The sequence below is a fragment of the Streptomyces sp. NBC_00080 genome, from assembly GCF_045041255.1.
Classification (GTDB): Bacteria; Actinomycetota; Actinomycetes; order Streptomycetales; family Streptomycetaceae; genus Streptomyces; species Streptomyces coriariae.
On sequence record NZ_CP108235.1, the window covers coordinates 7799446 to 7816710 of the forward strand.

The 17265-nt window shown below is 71.8% G+C and carries 17 protein-coding genes and 1 riboswitch; of the genes, 12 read left to right on the plus strand and 5 right to left on the minus strand.

Features of this window, described 5'->3' with window-relative positions:
- Positions 1-12: 12 nt before the first annotated feature.
- Positions 13-741: a DUF5995 family protein gene (locus OHU34_RS34835; protein ID WP_230196465.1), complete on the minus strand. Its 729-nt coding sequence runs from the start codon at positions 739-741 to the stop codon at positions 13-15.
- A gap of 142 nt (positions 742-883) precedes the next feature.
- On the opposite strand from OHU34_RS34835, the gene OHU34_RS34840 reads away from it, so the two are divergent.
- Positions 884-2002 (plus strand): glycoside hydrolase family 6 protein, encoded by a 1119-nt coding sequence (locus tag OHU34_RS34840; protein ID WP_142269957.1) that lies wholly within the window; start codon positions 884-886, stop codon positions 2000-2002.
- On the opposite strand, the gene OHU34_RS34845 is transcribed toward OHU34_RS34840, so the two are convergent.
- Positions 1981-3360: a uracil-xanthine permease family protein gene (locus OHU34_RS34845; protein ID WP_230196466.1), complete on the minus strand. Its 1380-nt coding sequence runs from the start codon at positions 3358-3360 to the stop codon at positions 1981-1983. The genes OHU34_RS34840 and OHU34_RS34845 overlap by 22 nt on opposite strands.
- Before the next feature lie 142 nt (positions 3361-3502).
- On the opposite strand from OHU34_RS34845, the gene OHU34_RS34850 reads away from it, so the two are divergent.
- Positions 3503-3961 (plus strand): thioesterase family protein, encoded by a 459-nt coding sequence (locus tag OHU34_RS34850; protein ID WP_142269335.1) that lies wholly within the window; start codon positions 3503-3505, stop codon positions 3959-3961.
- On the opposite strand, the gene OHU34_RS34855 is transcribed toward OHU34_RS34850, so the two are convergent.
- Positions 3921-5141 (minus strand): MFS transporter, encoded by a 1221-nt coding sequence (locus OHU34_RS34855; protein ID WP_142269334.1) that lies wholly within the window; start codon positions 5139-5141, stop codon positions 3921-3923. The two genes, OHU34_RS34850 and OHU34_RS34855, sit on opposite strands and share 41 nt — an antisense overlap.
- 135 nt (positions 5142-5276) lie before the next feature.
- Here OHU34_RS34855 and OHU34_RS34860 point away from each other — a divergent pair, with 135 nt between their 5' ends.
- Positions 5277-6533: an ROK family transcriptional regulator gene (locus OHU34_RS34860; RefSeq protein WP_405770054.1), complete on the plus strand. Its 1257-nt coding sequence runs from the start codon at positions 5277-5279 to the stop codon at positions 6531-6533.
- Here the strand turns inward: OHU34_RS34860 and OHU34_RS34865 are convergent.
- Positions 6530-7291, minus strand: coding sequence for an SDR family oxidoreductase (locus tag OHU34_RS34865; RefSeq protein ID WP_142269332.1), 762 nt, complete (start codon positions 7289-7291; stop codon positions 6530-6532). The two genes, OHU34_RS34860 and OHU34_RS34865, sit on opposite strands and share 4 nt — an antisense overlap.
- A 378-nt stretch (positions 7292-7669) precedes the next feature.
- A riboswitch (FMN riboswitch) is annotated at positions 7670-7800 on the plus strand.
- A 146-nt stretch (positions 7801-7946) separates the two neighbouring features.
- Between OHU34_RS34865 and OHU34_RS34870 the strand changes: the two genes are divergently transcribed.
- The 9 genes from OHU34_RS34870 to OHU34_RS34910 all read left to right on the plus strand — a co-directional run bounded on the left by OHU34_RS34870 (position 7947) and on the right by OHU34_RS34910 (position 15360).
- Positions 7947-8552 carry a riboflavin synthase gene (locus tag OHU34_RS34870; protein WP_142269331.1) on the plus strand — a complete coding sequence of 202 codons (606 nt, stop codon included), beginning with the start codon at positions 7947-7949 and terminating at the stop codon, positions 8550-8552.
- Complete coding sequence (pnuC, locus tag OHU34_RS34875) at positions 8549-9190, plus strand: nicotinamide riboside transporter PnuC (RefSeq protein WP_405770057.1); 642 nt, start codon at positions 8549-8551, stop codon at positions 9188-9190. The genes OHU34_RS34870 and pnuC overlap by 4 nt, the downstream gene beginning before the upstream one ends.
- Positions 9187-10476 carry a bifunctional 3,4-dihydroxy-2-butanone-4-phosphate synthase/GTP cyclohydrolase II gene (locus tag OHU34_RS34880; RefSeq protein WP_142269330.1) on the plus strand — a complete coding sequence of 430 codons (1290 nt, stop codon included), beginning with the start codon at positions 9187-9189 and terminating at the stop codon, positions 10474-10476. Before pnuC ends, OHU34_RS34880 begins: the two co-directional genes overlap by 4 nt.
- A gap of 37 nt (positions 10477-10513) precedes the next feature.
- Positions 10514-10999, plus strand: a complete 486-nt coding sequence (gene ribH / locus OHU34_RS34885; RefSeq protein ID WP_020128903.1) for a 6,7-dimethyl-8-ribityllumazine synthase — start codon at positions 10514-10516, stop codon at positions 10997-10999.
- Positions 11000-11032: 33 nt separating this feature from the next.
- Positions 11033-11305 (plus strand): phosphoribosyl-ATP diphosphatase, encoded by a 273-nt coding sequence (locus OHU34_RS34890; RefSeq protein ID WP_054239553.1) that lies wholly within the window; start codon positions 11033-11035, stop codon positions 11303-11305.
- Positions 11306-11376: 71 nt separating this feature from the next.
- A complete protein-coding gene (gene hisG / locus OHU34_RS34895) occupies positions 11377-12225 on the plus strand; it encodes an ATP phosphoribosyltransferase (protein WP_020128905.1) in 849 nt (282 codons plus the stop codon).
- A 14-nt stretch (positions 12226-12239) separates the two neighbouring features.
- Positions 12240-12707 carry a PH domain-containing protein gene (locus OHU34_RS34900; protein WP_142269329.1) on the plus strand — a complete coding sequence of 156 codons (468 nt, stop codon included), beginning with the start codon at positions 12240-12242 and terminating at the stop codon, positions 12705-12707.
- Between the two features lie 206 nt (positions 12708-12913).
- The gene (locus OHU34_RS34905; protein WP_142269328.1) at positions 12914-14239 is read left to right on the plus strand and encodes a hemolysin family protein; all 1326 of its coding nucleotides are present in this window, start codon (positions 12914-12916) and stop codon (positions 14237-14239) included.
- Entirely contained in the window at positions 14236-15360 is a 1125-nt protein-coding gene (locus OHU34_RS34910; RefSeq protein WP_020128908.1) for a hemolysin family protein, read from the plus strand. The genes OHU34_RS34905 and OHU34_RS34910 overlap by 4 nt, the downstream gene beginning before the upstream one ends.
- A gap of 18 nt (positions 15361-15378) precedes the next feature.
- Here OHU34_RS34910 and OHU34_RS34915 read toward each other — a convergent pair whose 3' ends face one another.
- The gene (locus tag OHU34_RS34915; RefSeq protein WP_142269327.1) at positions 15379-17241 is read right to left on the minus strand and encodes an AAA family ATPase; all 1863 of its coding nucleotides are present in this window, start codon (positions 17239-17241) and stop codon (positions 15379-15381) included.
- Between the last annotated feature and the right edge of the window lie 24 nt (positions 17242-17265).

Here is a 17265-nt window from a genome sequence, read left to right on the forward strand (position 1 = left end):
CGGCGCGAGGTCTCACAGCGCGAGGCCCGACAGCGGGGTGAGCATCATGCGGCCCGCGAAGCCGACGGCCGTGTCGAGTCGTTCGGTGAACTCCCCGGCCACGTCGGGGAGCCGGCGCAGCGCCCACAGCGCCCGGGCCGCCGTCCAGGTGGCGTCCCGGGCGCGGTCCAGGCTCCAGGAGCCGAGCAGATGGGTGAGGGGGTCGGCGATCTGCAACAGGTCGGGGCCCGGCATCAGCTCTTCGCGGATGCGTTCCTCCAGCGAGCCGAGCAGTTCGCCCACGCGGTCGAACTCGTCCTCCAGCTCGGCCGGTTCGCAGCCGAGGCTACGACAGGCGTCCACCACGGCGAGCGCGAGGTCGTGCCCGATGTGCGCGTTGATGCCCGCGAGCGCGAACTGCAGCGGGCGTACGCCGGGATGGCGGCGGAACTGGAGCAGCGGCCGCCAGCAGGCCGGTGGCCGTCGGTCGGCCGGCCCGGGATCGACCGCGTCCAGGTAGCGCTTCGCGAACCGGACGTCCAGCGTGGCGGCGGCCCGTGCGTCCGGGAACCGACCGGTGTCGATGCGCCGGTCGACCTCCTGGGTCACCCCGAGGTAGACGCGGTTGAAGACCGCGACGCCGTCCCCGGGAGGCAGGGCCGCGTCGAGGGCGCGCATCCGGGCGAGCACGTCGTCGACACTTGTGCGGTCCGTGTCGAGGCCCGTCTCGACGGGAGCGGTGAACTGTTCCAATTGCGGCATGGGGGCAGGGTGACAGTCCTAGGCTGGCCCGCGTGCCGGCGGGCCCGACGCTTCCCCGGAACGGGGGAACGAGCCCGTCGCACGGGAGGGGAACAGCACGGTGCGAGGCGTACGTGAGCGACGGTCCGGACGGCGGACGGTCATGGTCGCCGCCGCCTCGGTGGTGGTGGCCCTGGGCACCGCGGCCGGGCTGCTGACCGCACTCGGCGACGGGGACGACGGCGACGACCCACGCGGCGCGGACCGGGCCCGTCCGAAGGTGAGCGCGACGCTCCTTTCCCCCTCGACCGCGAATCCGCCGTCCCCGTCCGGGTCCCCCTCGGCCTCCGCCCCGACCGCGCGGCCGACGCCCTCGCCCGGCCGTACCGCGCGCAAGCCGCGGGCGGCCGCCGTGACCACGAGCCTCTACCGCCACCCCGAGTCCCAGGTCCTCGACTGGGTCCGCGCCAACCCGGCGGATCCGCGCACCGCCGTCATCGAGTCCCGGATCGCGAGCCGGCCGGCGGCGGTGTGGTTCACCGAGTACGCCCCCGACACCGTGACCTCGCGGGTCCGCGCGGTCACGGCGGGCGCCGCCGCGCAGGGCCGGGTGCCCGTCCTCGTGGCCTACGCGATCCCGGACCGCGACTGCGGCGGTGCCTCCGAGGGCGGGGCCCCCGACCTCGACGCCTACGCGGGCTGGATCGACGCCTTCGCCGCCGGACTCGGCTCCGGCGAGGTCGTGGTCGTCCTGGAGCCCGACTCGATAGCCCAGACCGACTGCCTCGACGAGGCCGGGCGGGCTGCCCGGTTCGCCGCGCTGGCCCGCGCGGGGCGCGTGCTGAAGGCGGCGAACCCGAAGGCGCGCGTCTACTACGACGCCGGTCACTCGGCCTGGAACGCCCCGGCCGAGCAGGCGGCGCTGCTGAAACAGGCCGGTGCCGCCTCGGCCGCCTCCTCCGACGGGATCTTCAGCAACGTCTCCAACTTCCACCGCACGGCGGACGAGGTGGCCTACGACCGCAGGATCCTGGACGCCCTGGGCGGCCCGCCCGGCCTGGGCGCCGTCATCGACACCAGCCGCAACGGCAACGGCGCGCCCACCGGCGGCGAGTGGTGCGACCCGGACGGCCGGAGCATCGGCCGGGCCCCCACCTTCCAAACCGGTCAGGCCCGGATCGACGCCTACCTGTGGGTGAAACTGCCGGGGGAGTCGGACGGCTGCAAGGGGTCGGCCGGCGAGTTCAGCCCGTCGTACGCCTACGAACTGGCCTCGTCGTAGCTGCTGGTGCCCTCGTCGAGCAAGGGCCCCGGCGACTTGAGGTGGGAGGGCGCGAACGCGCGCAGCGCGTGGTAGCCCGTGATGACGACGACCGTGCCGAGCGCGATACCGCTCAGCGAGAAGGTGTCGGTGAACTCCAGCGTGACGTTGCCGATGCCGATGATGACGCCCGCCGCGGCCGGCACCAGGTTCAGCGGATTGCGCAGGTCGACCCCGGCGGTGATCCAGATCTGGGCACCGAGCAGGCCGATCATGCCGTAGAGGATGACGGTGATGCCGCCGAGGACCCCGCCGGGGATCGCGGCGACGATCGCGCCGAACTTCGGGCACAGGCCGAAGAGGAGGGCGAACCCGGCGGCGGCCCAGTAGGCGGCCGTCGAGTAGACCCGGGTCGCGGCCATCACGCCGATGTTCTCGGAGTAGGTGGTGTTGGGCGGCCCGCCCACCGCCGTGGACAGCATCGAGCCGACGCCGTCGGCGGAGATCGCCGTACCGAGCCGGTCGTCCAGGTTGTCGCCGGTCATCTCGCCGACGGCCTTGACGTGGCCCGCGTTCTCCGCGACCAGGGCGATGACGACGGGGAGTGCCACGAGGACCGCCGACCATTCGAAGGACGGGCCGTGGAAGGACGGCAGCCCGATCCAGTCGGCGTGACCGACCCCGGACAGGTCGAGCCGCCAGTGGTCGGTGACCTTGCCGCTCGCGTCGGCGGAGTGGATCCGCCCGAAGATCCGGTCGAACGCCCACGAGATGCCGTACCCGAAGACGAGGCCGAGGAAGATCGCGATGCGGGACCAGAAACCGCGCAGGCAGACCACCGCCATCCCGGTGAACGCCATGACCAGCAGCGCCGTCCACTGATCCTGCGGCCAGTAGGTGGTGGCGGTGACCGGGGCGAGGTTGAAGCCGATGAGCATCACGACCGCGCCCGTCACGATCGGCGGCATCGCGGCGTGGATGATCCGCGCCCCGAAGCGCTGTACGGCCAGTCCGACGAGGAACAGCGCGACCCCGACGACGAACACCGCGCCGGTGACCGTGGCGCTCGTCCCGCCCTGCGCCCGGATGACCGCGGCCACGCCGACGAAGGACAGCGAGCAGCCGAGGTAACTGGGCACCCGGCCACGGGTCGCGAGCAGGAAGATCACGGTCGCGACACCGGACATCATGATGGCGAGGTTGGGGTCGAGACCCATCAGGACGGGTGCGACGAAGGAGGCCCCGAACATCGCCACCACGTGCTGGGCGCCGAGCCCCACCGTGCGGGGCCAGGAGAGCCGCTCGTCGGGACGGACCACCGCGCCGGGCGCCGGGGTGCGTCCGTCGCCGTGCAGTTTCCAGCGGACGCCAAGATCCATGGTGCGGGTTCGCTTTCCTGGGGGTGCGGGTGTCCGGACCATTCTCACGTGAAACCGGAGGGTGAGCGACCGCTTAGCGACCCCGTACGATGAGGGTAGTTTCCTCGTACACGCACCTCATACCCGCACAGGAGCCCCCGTCGTGACCGCCGAAGCCCCGAGCGCCCCCGCTGTGTCGTACGGCCGGCTCATGCCCGTCACCGTCCACTTCGACGACCTGGACGCACTGGGCATGCTGCACAACGCCCGCTATCCGCTGCTCGTCGAGCGGGCCTGGACCGAGTTCTGGCAGGACAACGGGGTCCGCTTCGAGGGCGACTGGGCGAGCGCCGGGGATGCCTGCAACGTGGTCAAGGAACTGCTGATCGGCTACGAGGCCCCGGTCACCCGTACCGGCACGTACGCCGTCCACCTCTGGCTGGACCGGCTCGGTACCACGGGGCTGACCTACGGCTTCCGGTTCTGCTCGGCGGACGGAGCCACGACGTACGCGCGCGGCACGCGCGTCCTGGTGCGACTCGACGCGACCACGATGCGCCCCACGCCGTGGAGCGACGCCTTCAGGACCGGGGGCCGGGCACTGCTGCGGCCTGCGGACTGACCTTCGCACCGGTCCGCTCGCCGCCCCGCAGTACGCCCGCGAACAGCACGAGCCCGCACGCCAGGACCGTCACCACGACGAAGGACACCACCAGGCTGGTCGCCTGCGCCACGCCGCCGATCAGGCTCGGGGCGATCAGCCCGGAGGTGTAGGTGATCGTCGCGACGCCCGCGATGGCCTGGCTGGGGTTCGGTCCGCTGTGCCCGGCCGCCGCGAAGCACAGCGGTACGACGACCGCGATGCCCAGCCCCATCAGCCCGAACCCGCCCATCGCCACCGCCGGGTGCCCCGCGACGACGATCAGCAGCCCCCCCAGCGCGGCGAGGACACCGCCCGCCCGGACGGTACGCACCGCGCCGAACCGGTTCACCACGGCGTCACCCGCGATCCGGGCCACCGCCATCGTGAACATGAAGCCGGTCGTACAGGCGGCCGCCGCCCCGGCCGACGAGCCGAGCTGGTCGCGCAGGTAGACGGCCGACCAGTCCAGGCTGGCGCCCTCGGCGAACACCGCGCAGAAGCCGACCGCGCCGATGAGCAGCGCCGAACGGGGCGGCAGCGTGAACCGCGGGGGCGGCTCCTCGTCCTCGGCGGGCCGCAGGTCCAGCACCCAGCGGCAGGCCAGCAGGCCGAGCAGGGTGAGGACGGCCGCCGCCAGCACATGGTGCACGCGCGCGTCCGCACCGAGGTGCGCGGCGAGCGTTCCGCCCGCCGAGCCGATCAGGGCGCCCGCGCTCCACATGCCGTGCAGTCCCGACATGATCGACCTGTCGAGCAGCCGCTCCACCTCGACGCCCAGGGCGTTCATCGCGACATCGGCCATGCCCGCGCTCGCGCCGTACGTGAACATCGCCAGGCAGAGCGTCAGCAGGTTCGGGGCGAGGGCGGGCAGCGTCAGTGACAGCGTCCACAGGGCGAGCAGTCCACGCAGGGCAGCGCGGCTGCCGAAGCGATGGGTGATCGAGCCGGCCAGCGGCATCGCGCAGGCCGCGCCGAAAGCCGTGAAGGCGAGCGCGAACCCGAGCTGTCCGGTGGAGACGTCGGCGTGGTCCTGGATCCACGGCACGCGGGTGGCGAACGAACCGGTGACCGCGCCGTGCACGGCGAACACGGCCGCCACGGCGTGCCGGGCGCGCCGCACCTCCGACGGTGCGTGGATCACTTCGCCCACTCCGCTCATTTCTCCCGTCCCTTCCGGACTCGCGCCGCGCCGTCGCGATGCCGTCGTAAACTATCAGGAACCCTGCCTGATAAATAGATGCCGACGGTCGGCGGCAGCCGATCGGGTCCCCTCGGCCATGGGAGGATTCCCGCCATGCCCGCATCTCCGAGCACCGCCCGGGCCATCAACGACCGGCTCGCCCTCCGCCTGCTCCAGCACGAAGGCCCGTTGACGGCGGGGCAGTTGAAGCAGCTCACCGGCCTGTCCCGCCCGTCGGTCGCCGACCTCGTCGAACGCCTCACCGCCTCCGGTCTGATCGAGATGGTCGGAGAGGCGGGCGCGCAGCGCCGCGGGCCGAACGCCAAGCTCTACGGCATCGTCGCCGACCGCGCCCATCTGGCCGCGCTGGACGTACGCACCGACGGGGTCACGGTGCTCGTCTCGGACCTGGTCGGCCGGGTGCTCGCCGAGGCGTCCGTGCCGATCGGCGGCGACACGGGCACCGGGACGGCCGTGGAACAGGCGGTCTCGCTGGTCGAGCGGGCGGTGAAGGAGGCCGAGGCCGTCGGGGCACCCCCGCGCGAGGGTCTCCGGGCCTGGGGACGGCTGCACACCCTCGGCATCGGCGCACCCGGGCTGATCGACCCCGCCGGCGGTGAGCTGCGCGACTCCAGCGGCCTGCCCGAGTGGCACCGCCGACTGGTGGCCGCGCTGCAGGAACGCTTCCCGGCCGCGCACGCGCACGTCGAGAACGAGACGAACCTCGCCGCCCTGGCCGAACAGCGCGAGGGCGCCGCCCGGGACCGCGACACCTTCGTGCTGCTGTGGCTGGGCCACGGCACCGGCGCGGCCGTCGTCCTGGACGGCGCACTGCGTCGCGGCGCCTCCGGCGGCACCGGCGAGATCGGCTTCCTGCCGGTACCCGGCACCGGCGGTCTGCCCTCGGCGACGGACTGCGCGGGCGGCTTCCACTCGCTGGCCGGTTCGGCGGCGATCGCCGCCCTGGCGGGGGAGTACGGGCTGACGGCGCACGCGCGCGCCGACGAGCCGGTGGCGGCGGCGCTGGTGCGAGCGGCGGTGGACGCGCCGGACACCGGGGCCGCCGTCGGCTTTCTCGACGCCCTGGCCGACCGGCTCGCCCTCGGCGCGGCCTCCGTCGTCGCCGTCCTCGACCCCGGCTGTGTGGTCCTCGGCGGGGAGGTCGGACAGGCCGGCGGGGAGGTGCTCGCGAGCCGGGTGGCACGGCGGCTCCGGCAGATGGCGCCGCTGCCCACGGAGGTGCGCGCCAGTGCCCTGGGCGGCGGCGCGGTGCTGCGCGGGGCGCTGCTGACGGCCCGTGACGCCGCCCAGGAGGAGCTGTTCAGCACGGCGCACAGGACCGACGCGCACCAGGTCGTGTCCGCGACCTAGGACACGACCGAGGCCTGGCTGCGGATGCGCGTGGCCAGGTAGTCCTCGAAGGTGCCCTTGCCCACCGCCCGCTCCGGCGCCAGGTGGCCGCCCGCGCGAAAGCCCCGGTAGGCCGCGCCCCACAGCGGCACGTTCACCACCGCGCACCGTCGGCCGCTCGCCTTCAGGAACGCGCGGGCCAGCGACTCGAAGGTGCGGACCTCGGGCCCGGCCATGTCGTCGACCCGGCCGGCCGGCGCGCCCGCGGCCAGCTCCGCGAGCCGGTCGGCGACCTCGGCGACCTCCACCGGCTGGTCGCTCACCCCGGCCGGCAACATCATCACCGGTACCTTGGCCAGCCCCTGGAAGAGCTGGACCAGCAGGTCGTGGAACTGGGTCGCACGCAGCACCGTCCAGCCGAGCCCGGACTCCGCCAGCAGTTCCTCCACGGCGAGCTTGGCCTTGTAGTAGCCGAACGGCACCCGGTCGACGCCGACGATCGAGATGTAGAGCAGGTGCGGCACCCCGGCCTGCCGCGCCGCGGCGATCAGGTTCGCGGCCGCCTGCACATCGTCTCCGCGCGGAGTGGTCGCGCAGTGCACGATCGTGTCCACGCCCGCGACGGCCGCGTCGAGTCCTGGCCCGCCCTCGCGCAGGTCGACGGCGTACGGCCGGGTGTGCCGGCTCAGCACCCGCACCTCGTGCCCGTCCGAGCGCAGCCGTTCGGTGACGAGCCTGCCGAGGGTTCCCGTACCGCCGGTCACCAGGATCGTGGTCATACCGTTCAGTCCCTTCGGACACCGGGCGCTCCCGGTCGGAACGCCCTCCGTCGGGTCAAGCCTGTCGGGGTGGGCCACGGCTCGCATGTCCCGCAGCTCACGGCGGGGGTCCCGCCCGCCGGAACGCGCGGCGATCGGCCGGGGCGAAGGGACCCGGCGGCGGGCAAGGGCCGTCGTCACCGCCGCCGGGCCGCACTCCGCCGACCCTAGAAAGGACTAGACCAGTACGTCAATAGGTATGGACCAATCCCGGTCCGAGCGGGGGCGGGCCTCGAACCGGGCCGGGCGCAAGCCGAAGTGACGACCTGTGAGCCACCCCACATCCTTCACCTGTATGGACGCCTACCCGGCGTGGCACACTGGCCCTGTAAACCAAAGCAGCGCACTCCGGGGTCGGTGAAAGTCCGAACCGGCGGTTACAGTCCGCGACCCGGTCGCTTCCAGCGACCGGTTGACCAGGTGAAATTCCTGGACCGACGGTTAAAGTCCGGATGGGAGGCAGTGCGCGGCGGGCGGGCATTCGTGCGCGCCGCCGTATACGTGCTCGTCCGCGGACGAGTCTGTCCGGCGTCGCCCCCGGTGTCGTTGCCCGTACCTGCTGTCGTCATCGACAGGCCCCGGAGTCCGTGCCCGAAGAGGCAGGAGGACCCGGGAAGTGTTCACCGGAATCGTCGAAGAGCTGGGTGAGGTCACCGCCGTCGAGAATCTCGGCGACGCCTCCCGCTTCCGGCTGCGCGGCCCCGTCGTGACCGACGGCGCGAAGCACGGCGACTCCATCGCCGTGAACGGGGTCTGTCTCACCGTCGTCGAGCACGAGGGCGACGAGTTCACCGCCGACGTCATGGCGGAGACCCTGAACCGCTCCAGCCTCGGAGCACTCGGCGTCGGCTCCCGCGTCAACCTCGAACGCCCCACCGCCGTCGGCGACCGCCTCGGCGGGCACATCGTGCAGGGCCATGTCGACGGCACCGGCGCGGTGTTGGAGCGCAAGCCCTCCGAGAACTGGGAGATCATCAAGATCTCCCTTCCCGCCGACCTCGCCCGGTACGTCGTGGAGAAGGGTTCGATCACCGTCGACGGCATCAGCCTCACGGTCGTCGAGGCCGGCCCCGACTTCTTCACCGTCAGCCTCATCCCCACCACCCTCGCCCTGACCACGCTCGGCCTCAAGCAGGCCGGCGACCCGGTCAACCTCGAGGTGGACATCGTCGCCAAGTACGTCGAGCGCCTGCTGACCACCACCCGGGGAGCGGCGCAGTGAACGCGCTGAACTCCGAGGCCTTCACCCTCCTCGACCAGCACATCCTCTGGTCGGACATGATCGGCAACATCCTCGGCCTGATCACCCTCGCCCTCGGCTGGCGCCGCTCGCTGTGGACCTGGCCGGTGCAGTTCCTCTCCGGGCTCGTCCTCTTCGGCGCCTTCTTCGGCCATCTGACCGGCAGTGCCGGCAAACAGGTCGTCGTCATGGTCGTCGCCCTGTACGGCTGGTGGCAGTGGAACCGCAGCAAGGGGCGGTCCGAGGACGGCCAGATCACGCCCCGCTTCGCGACCTGGATCGAGCGCGCGGCCATGGTCGGCGCCGCCGCCGTCGGCACGGTCGCGGTGGCCCTGCTCTTCAAGGCCCACCCGTCCCTGTCCTGGGACCCCTGGCCGGACGCCTACATCTTCGTCGGCACCATCGTCGCCATGTACGCGCAGGCGCGCGGCATGGTCGAGTTCTGGATCGCCTGGCTCCTCGTCGACCTCGTCGGCGTCCCCCTGAACTTCGCCAACGGCTACGCCTTCTCCGGCTTCGTCTACGTCATCTACGGCGCGCTCGTCCTGTGGGGCATGCGCGACTGGTGGCTGCGCTCCCGCAAGGCCTCGCAACCCGCTCTGGAAGGAGCGCCGGCATGAGTACCGCACCGATCCTCTACAGCACGGACGGCATCGAGGACTTCGCGCTGGACCCCGTCGAGCGGGCCATCGCCGACATCGCCGCCGGCCGTCCCGTGGTGGTCGTCGACGACGAGGACCGCGAGAACGAGGGAGACCTCGTCATCGCCGCGGAGAAGGCCACCCCGGAGATCGTCGCCTTCATGATGAGCGAGTGCCGCGGCCTGATCTGCGCCCCCATGGAGGGCGACGAACTGGAGCGCCTGAAGCTCCCGCAGATGGTCGAGGACAACACCGAGTCGATGAAGACCGCGTTCACGGTCTCCGTCGACGCCTCCGCCGCCCACGGCGTGACCACCGGCATCTCCGCCGCCGACCGCGCCACCACGCTGCGGCTCCTGGCGAGCGGCGCGACCGAGGCCACCGACTTCGTCCGACCGGGACACATCTTCCCGCTCCGCGCCAAGCCCGGCGGTGTGCTGACCCGCAACGGCCACACCGAGGCGGCCGTCGACCTCGCCCGTCTCGCGGGGCTGCGTCCGGCCGGCGCGATCGTCGAGATCGCCGGCGAGGACGGCCGGATGCTCCGCCTGCCCGAACTGATCCCGTTCGCCCGCAAGCACGGCCTGACGATCATCTCCATCGAGGACCTGATCGCCTACCGCCGCAGCGCCGAGCCCACCGTCCGCCGCGAGGCGCAGACCCGGCTGCCCACCGTCCACGGCACCTTCACCGCGTACGGCTACCGCTCCACCGTCGACGGGGTCGAGCACGTCGCCCTGGTCCACGGCGAGATCGGCGACGGCGAGGACGTGCTCGTCCGGATGCACTCCGAGTGCCTCACCGGCGACATCTTCGCCTCCCAGCGCTGCGACTGCGGCCCCCAGCTCGACACCTCCCTGGAGCGCATCCAGAGCGAGGGCCGGGGCGTGGTGGTGTATCTGCGCGGACACGAGGGCCGGGGCATCGGTCTGCTCTCCAAGCTGAGGGCCTACGAGCTCCAGGAGCAGGGACACGACACCCTCGACGCCAACCTGGAGCTCGGCCTGCCCGCCGACGCCCGTGACTACGCGGCCGGCGCGCAGATCCTCGAGGACCTCGGCGTGCGCAGCGTGCGCCTGATGACCAACAACCCCGAGAAGACCGACGCCCTCGTCCGGCACGGCATCGAGGTCACCCGGCGTGAGCCGATGCCCGTACAGGCGGGCGAGCACAACATCCGCTACCTGCGCACCAAGCGGGACCGGATGGGACACGACCTGCCCTGGCTGGACACGGCTCCCGTGTCCCCCTGCGGCAACCAGTAACGCAAGTCGGCAAGGCACGAAAGGCAAGAGGAGAGACGTGAGCGGCAAGGGTGCACCGGAGCTGTCCGTACGCAATGTGGGTGACCTGCGGGTCGCCGTCATCGCGGCACAGTGGCACGAGAAGGTGATGGACGGACTGGTCGACGGCGCGCTGCGCGCCCTGCACGACCTCGGCATCGACGAGCCGACCCTGCTGAGGGTCCCCGGCAGCTGGGAGCTCCCGGTCGTCGCCAAGGTGCTGGCCGGGCGGGGCTACGACGCGATCGTCGCCCTCGGCGTCGTCATCCGCGGCGGCACCCCGCACTTCGAGTACGTGTGCCAGGGCGTCACCCAGGGACTCACCCAGGTCTCCGTCGAGACCGGCGTGCCCGTCGGCATGGGCGTCCTCACCTGTGACACCGAGGAGCAGGCCCTGGACCGGGCCGGCCTCGAGGGCTCCAACGAGGACAAGGGGCACGAGGCGGTGACGGCGGCGGTGGCGACCGCGGCCACCCTCCGCTCAGTATCCGAACCCTGGCGGTAGGCAGGCCGGCACAACGGCTAGGGTGGGATCACCATGTCCAAGAAGACGTTCGAGGAGCTCTTCACCGAGCTCCAGCAGAAGGCCGCCAGCGGCGACCCCGCCACTTCCCGCACCGCAGAACTGGTCGGGAAGGGCGTCCATGCCATCGGCAAGAAGGTCGTCGAAGAGGCCGCAGAGGTCTGGATGGCGGCCGAGTACGAAGGCAAGGAAGCAGCCGCCGAGGAGATCTCGCAGCTGCTCTACCACGTCCAGGTGATGATGGTCGCCCGCGGAATCTCGCTGGACGACGTGTACGCCCACCTGTAAACATCATTTTTCAGACACCACCGCACATATCCGCCCCGATCGTCACGTTCCACGCGAAGGAAGCCGACCTCATGCTGCGCATCGCCGTCCCCAACAAGGGTTCCCTGTCAGGCCCCGCGGGGGAGATGCTGCATGAGGCCGGCTACCAGCAGCGCCGCGAGTCCAAGGAGCTGCGGATCGTCGACCCGGTCAACGACGTCGAGTTCTTCTACCTCCGCCCCCGGGACATCGCGATCTACGTCTCCTCCGGGCGCCTCGACATCGGCATCACCGGCCGCGACCTGCTGATCGACTCGGGCGCCAACGCCGAGGAGATCCTCCCGCTCGGCTTCGCCCGCTCCACCTTCCGCTTCGCCGGCAAGCCGGGCACTGCCGCCGGCATCGAGGACCTGCAGGGCCGGACGGTCGCCACCTCCTACGAGGGCATCGTCGCCAAGCACCTGGCCGAGCAGGGCGTCGACGCCTCCGTCGTCCACCTCGACGGCGCCGTCGAGACCGCGATCGAACTGGGTGTCGCCGAGGTCATCGCCGACGTCGTCGAGACCGGCACCTCACTGCGCAACGCGGGCCTCGAGGTCTTCGGCGAGCCCATCATGAAGTCCGAGGCCATCGTGATCCGGCGCACCGGCGCCGACGTCGAGGAGCCCAAGGTGCAGCAGTTCCTGCGCCGTCTCCAGGGCGTCCTGGTCGCCCGGACGTACGTGATGATGGACTACGACTGCCGGGTCGAGCAGCTCGAGAAGGCCGTCGCGCTGACCCCGGGTCTGGAGTCGCCGACCGTCTCCCCGCTGCACAACGAGGGCTGGGTCGCCGTCCGCGCCATGGTCCCGGCCAAGGAGGCCCAGCGGATCATGGACGACCTCTACGACATCGGCGCCCGCGCCATCCTGACCACGGCCATCCACGCCTGCCGACTCTGACCTCAGCCGGGAACATGTCCAACCTGCCGACCCTCCCCGTCACCTTCCGGCCAGGGCGCACCCGTGTGGTGCTGCTCACGGCCGGAGTGGTGATCCTCCTCGTCATCTCCGCCGTGGCGATGCTGCTGGAGCAGCTCGGCCCGGGGGAGCGGCTCAGCTTCATTCTCACCGGCGCCCTCATCTTCTGGGTGCTGGCCCAGCTCGCCCGGGTGCGGGTCGTCGCCGACGAATCCGGTGTCACCGTCGTGAACATCGCCAGCAGGCGGCGCCTGGACTGGGCCGAGATCGTCCAGGTGAACCTCCGTCCGGGCGACCCCTGGGTGTTCCTCAACCTCAGCGACGGCACCAGCCTGCCCGCCCTCGGAATCCAGCCGGGCATCGACAAGCAGCAGGCCATCGCCGACGCGCGCACCCTGCGGACCCTCGCCGAAGCCCGGTCCGTCCGGGACCCCGAGAAGTCCACAGAGCAAGATCAGGGCTGACTCGGGGCCGTCCACCCTGACGCTGAAGCCCGTGTCTTGATTAATCTGGTGACGGAGGCGTTCCCCTGACGCCTCCGCCCCTGTGGCTCCCAGCCGGGTGCACAGGGGTTCCTGCTACCCGAGGAGTGACTCCCTCCGGCGATGGACGGTTCGTCCTGTAGTACCTGCGCCGCCCCTGTCCGACCTCTTTCGGAGGCGGCGGCATCATGACCACCCCGTTGCTGCTCCTGGCAGCCGCGTTCCTGCTCATCCTCGCCAACGGCTTCTTCGTCGCCGCCGAGTTCGGCCTCATCACGGTCGAGCGGCCGGACGCCGAGAAGGCCGCCGCCGAGGGCGACAGACGAGCCCGCACGGTCGTCGAGTCGCTGAAGGAACTGTCCTTCCAGCTCTCCGGCACCCAGCTCGGCATCACCATCACCTCCCTGGTCGTCGGCATGCTCGCCGAACCGGCGCTGGCCGAGCTGCTGCACGGCCCGTTCACCGCGATCGGCATCCCCGAGGGTGCCGTCTCCGGTGTCGCCGTGGTCGTCGGCATGCTGCTGGCCTCCGCCGTGCAGATGGTGATCGGCGAGCTCGTGCCCAAGAACTGGGCGGTGTCCAAGCCCCTCCAGGTCGCGCGCTTCGTCGCGGGCCCGCAGGCCGGCTTCTCCCGCCTCTTCCGGCCGGTGATCGCGGCGCTCAACACCGTCGCCAACCGGCTGGTGCGCGCCCTGGGCATCGAGCCCACCGCGGAGCTGGCCTCCGCGCGGACCCCCGGCGAACTCGTCTCGCTGGCCCGTCACTCGGCCCAGGCCGGGGCGCTCGAACAGGACACGGCCGACCTCTTCGTCCGGACCCTGTCGCTGGCCGAGTTGACCGCTCAGCACGTCATGACCCCACGGGTGAAGGTGAGCGCCCTGCAGTCCTCGGCCACCGCCGAGGACGTGGTCAACCTGACCCGTGCCACCGGCCTGTCCCGGTTCCCCGTCTACCGCGAGAAGATCGACGAGATCGTCGGGATGGTCCACCTCAAGGACGCCCTGGCGATCCCCGTCCACGACCGGCTGCGTACCCCGCTCGGCCGTATCGCCCGCCCCGCGCTGCTGGTCCCGGAGACCCTGCCCGTCCAGCCCCTGCTGGCCCGGCTGCGCAGCGAGCAGCCCATCGCCGTCGTCGTCGACGAGTACGGCGGCACGGCCGGCGTGGTCACGCTCGAGGACATCGTCGAGGAGATCGTCGGCGAGGTCCGTGACGAGCACGACGGCCAGGACACGCCCGAACTCGCCGCCGCCCCGCCCGAGGAGGGCAGGCCCGCCTGGGACGTGGACGGCAGCTGCCGTGTCGACACCCTCCAGCGCATAGGCCTGACGGTCCCCGAGGGGCCGTACGAGACGGTCGCCGGGCTGGTCGCCGATCTGCTCGGCCGGATCCCGGCCGTCGGCGACCGGGCCGAACTGCCCGGCTGGCGGGTCTCCGTGCGCCGCGTCGGCCACTACCGTGCCGAGCGGGTCCGCCTGGTGCGGACCGGCCAGGTCGTGGAGGTCGCCCGATGAGTGCCTTCCAGCTCCTCTTCGCCGCGCTGCTCGTGCTCGCCAACGGATTCTTCGTCGGCGCCGAGTTCGCTCTCGTCTCCGTCCGCCGCAGCCAGATCGAGCCACTGGGCACCGCACGGGCCCGTCAGGTCCTCTACGGTCTGGAACGCCTGCCCCAGATGATGGCGGCGGCCCAGTTCGGCATCACCGTCTGCTCCCTCACCCTCGGCGCGGTCGCCGAACCGACGGTCGCGCACCTGCTGGAGCCGGTCCTCGAGGCGGTCCGTCTCCCGCACGGCATGATCCACCCGCTGGGCTATGTGGTGGCCCTCGCGGCCGTGGTCTTCTTCCACCTCGTCATCGGCGAGATGGTCCCGAAGAACCTCGCCATGGCGGCCCCCGAGAAGGCCGCGCTGTGGCTCAGCCCCGGCCTGGTGGCCTTCGCCCGGGTCTGCCGGCCGATCACGGTGGCTCTCGGCGCCTGCGCCCGCGGCATCCTGCGGCTCTTCCACGTCGAACCCAAGGACGAGGTCGAGGCCGTCGTCACCAGCGAGCAGCTGAACCGCCTGCTGGAGGACTCCGGACAGGCCGGCCTCCTCGACCCCGAGGAGCAGGAACGGCTGGAGGACGCGCTGGAGCTGGGCTCCCGCCCGGTGACGGACGTGCTGCTCAAGCGCGAGTCCCTGGTGACGGTCAGCCCGTCGGTCACCCCCGGGGAGATCGTGGGCCTGACCGCCCGTACCGGCTACTCCCGCTTCCCGGTGGCCGCGGAGAACGGCGCCTTCATGGGCTATCTGCACGTGAAGGACGTCCTCGACCTGGAGGAATCCGAGCGGGCGGTGCCGCAGCAGGTGTGGCGACCGATGACGACGCTCCGCTCCGAGCTGCCGCTGGACGACGCGCTGACGGTGATGCGCCGGGCGGCGACCCACCTGGCGCAGGTGGCCGACGCGTCCGGCAGGGTGCTCGGCCTGGTCGCCCTGGAGGACGTACTGGAGCTGCTGGTGGGCGAGGTCACCGACCCCGCGCACCGGGAGGTCTCCGGGATCCGGCTGACGGAGCCGAGGGGGAGTTCCCCCAAGGTGTCGGCTCCGCTGGAGCAGGGCGGACCCCCGTCCCCGGAGGAGGCGCTGGCGAGCTGAGCGGCGCCGCGGGATCCGTCACACCGCCGGATCCTGCGGCCCCCTCCCCGACAGCACCTCTCCGTACGCCTGCATCAGATCAGGCAGGCGCAGGGTCGCGAGGTCGTCCCGGGTCAGCCCGCCCGGATAGGTCGACAGCCGAAGATCCCGGTAGGCGCAGCTCTTCTCGTACAGGGTGCGCAGGAACCGCCCGTTGCCCAGTTCGTCGATCCACCCCTGGTCCACGACGTGCCCGGCGATGGAGCGCAGTTCGTCCAGGGCCTCCTCGTCCCACGCGTCGCCGTTCTCCGCGGCCAGCACCTCACCGATGGAGGTGAGTTCGAGGGGCCGGTAGGACGGGAAGTCGACACGGGTCGTGAAGCGGGAGGACAGCCCGGGGTTCGCGGCCAGCAGACGGTCCATGCCCTCCGGATAGCCGGCCAGGATCACCACCAGGTGGTCCCGGTTGTCCTCGGCCCGCTTCAGCAGCACCTGGAGCGCCTCGTCGCCGTACGCGTCGCCCTTGCCGTAACCGGAGTTCGAGAGCGAGTACGCCTCGTCGACGAAGAGCACGCCACCGAGCGCGGAGTCGATCAGCTCGTTGGCCTTCACGGCCGTCTGGCCGAGGTACTCGCCGACCAGGTCGGCCCGCTGGGCCTCCACGAGATGGTCGCCGCCCAGCAGGCCGAGGGCGTAGAAGACCCGGCCGAGGATGCGGGCCACCGTGGTCTTGCCGGTGCCGGAAGGACCGGAGAAGACGAAGTGGCGCTTCGGCGGCTGGACCGGAAGGCCCTGGCCGGTCCGCAGCCGCGCCATGTTGAGTTGCGCGGACAGGGCCTTGACCTGGCGTTTCACCGGCTCCAGGCCGACCATGCCCTCCAGTTCGGCGAGCGCCTCCTCGAGTAATACGGGATCGGTGGGCCCGGGCGGCAGCGACGAGGCGACGACGCTCTTCTCCCGCACCGCCGGGTCCGTCACCGACGGCAGCGGGCCGACGGGCGGCAGGTCGGAGGGCTCGGTCAGCCGCAGATCCCGGCCCTCGGTGCCGAACAGCGGGTCGAAGCCGTCGGGGCCGTCCACCATGTCCTGCCCGATCCCGGTGAGCGTGATCGCCGCGAAGTCGGCGGGATCGTCGTATCCGTCGCCCTCGGCGATCGCGGCGAGCCGGGCGGAGGTGTCCATGAAGGCGGCGTCGACGCGGTGCACCGCCCGGTACAGGGGGAGGGCCGCCGCCGAGCGGCCCGTTCCCTCATGGGCCCGGGCCAGCCAGTACCGCAGCTCCTTGCGCTGCGGCTGCTCGCTGCGGCAGCGCATCAGGGCCGACGACAGCAGGGGCTCGGCCTGTCCGTACATCTCCAGGCGGACCCGGGCCATCCCGCCGAACAGACCGGCCTCGATGCCCAGCAGGGGGTCGTCGAGCAGCGGGTCGGTGTGCCGGACCAGCTGTTCCCAGTCCTTGACCAGATAGGCGCGGCAGGCGTGCAGGAAGCGGACCTGGTGATCGGTGTCGACGGGTGGCAGCCCGGCGAGCGCCCGGTCCAGTTCGGGCACATGGCGGCCGTCCAGCCAGTGCGAGGCGTGCGCCAGCAGCAGATCGCGTGGACTCTCCAGCACCGGTTGCACCCACCAGCCCAGCCAGTACCAGGAGTTGAGGGTGCGGCGGTGCCGGGTCCGCTGCTCGCCGAAGCGCTCGCGGTGCCGGAACATCCTGAGCAGCGCGGTCGTCGTGTCGACGCGCAGCGCGTGCAGCCCGAGCCAGCCGTCGGCCATCCCGGGATCGATCCGCACCGCGGTGCGGAACTCCTCCTCCGCCTGCGGATAGGCGCCCATCGTGTAGGCGTCCACGCCTCGCAGCCAGGCGAGGTCGGCCGGGGCGTCGGGGCCCTGCGTGCCGAAGTCCATCACGTCCCCCACAAACCGTGCCCC

Coding starts and splice junctions, on each gene's coding strand:
- OHU34_RS34835 (WP_230196465.1), bottom strand. CDS start 741: ATGCCGCAATTGGAACAGTTCACCGCTCCCGTCGAGACGGGCCTCGAC.
- OHU34_RS34840 (WP_142269957.1), top strand. CDS start 884: ATGGTCGCCGCCGCCTCGGTGGTGGTGGCCCTGGGCACCGCGGCCGGG.
- OHU34_RS34845 (WP_230196466.1), bottom strand. CDS start 3,360: ATGGATCTTGGCGTCCGCTGGAAACTGCACGGCGACGGACGCACCCCG.
- OHU34_RS34855 (WP_142269334.1), bottom strand. CDS start 5,141: ATGAGCGGAGTGGGCGAAGTGATCCACGCACCGTCGGAGGTGCGGCGC.
- OHU34_RS34860 (WP_405770054.1), top strand. CDS start 5,277: ATGCCCGCATCTCCGAGCACCGCCCGGGCCATCAACGACCGGCTCGCC.
- OHU34_RS34865 (WP_142269332.1), bottom strand. CDS start 7,291: ATGACCACGATCCTGGTGACCGGCGGTACGGGAACCCTCGGCAGGCTC.
- OHU34_RS34880 (WP_142269330.1), top strand. CDS start 9,187: ATGAGTACCGCACCGATCCTCTACAGCACGGACGGCATCGAGGACTTC.
- OHU34_RS34890 (WP_054239553.1), top strand. CDS start 11,033: ATGTCCAAGAAGACGTTCGAGGAGCTCTTCACCGAGCTCCAGCAGAAG.
- hisG (WP_020128905.1), top strand. CDS start 11,377: ATGCTGCGCATCGCCGTCCCCAACAAGGGTTCCCTGTCAGGCCCCGCG.
- OHU34_RS34900 (WP_142269329.1), top strand. CDS start 12,240: ATGTCCAACCTGCCGACCCTCCCCGTCACCTTCCGGCCAGGGCGCACC.
- OHU34_RS34905 (WP_142269328.1), top strand. CDS start 12,914: ATGACCACCCCGTTGCTGCTCCTGGCAGCCGCGTTCCTGCTCATCCTC.
- OHU34_RS34910 (WP_020128908.1), top strand. CDS start 14,236: ATGAGTGCCTTCCAGCTCCTCTTCGCCGCGCTGCTCGTGCTCGCCAAC.
- OHU34_RS34915 (WP_142269327.1), bottom strand. CDS start 17,241: ATGGACTTCGGCACGCAGGGCCCCGACGCCCCGGCCGACCTCGCCTGG.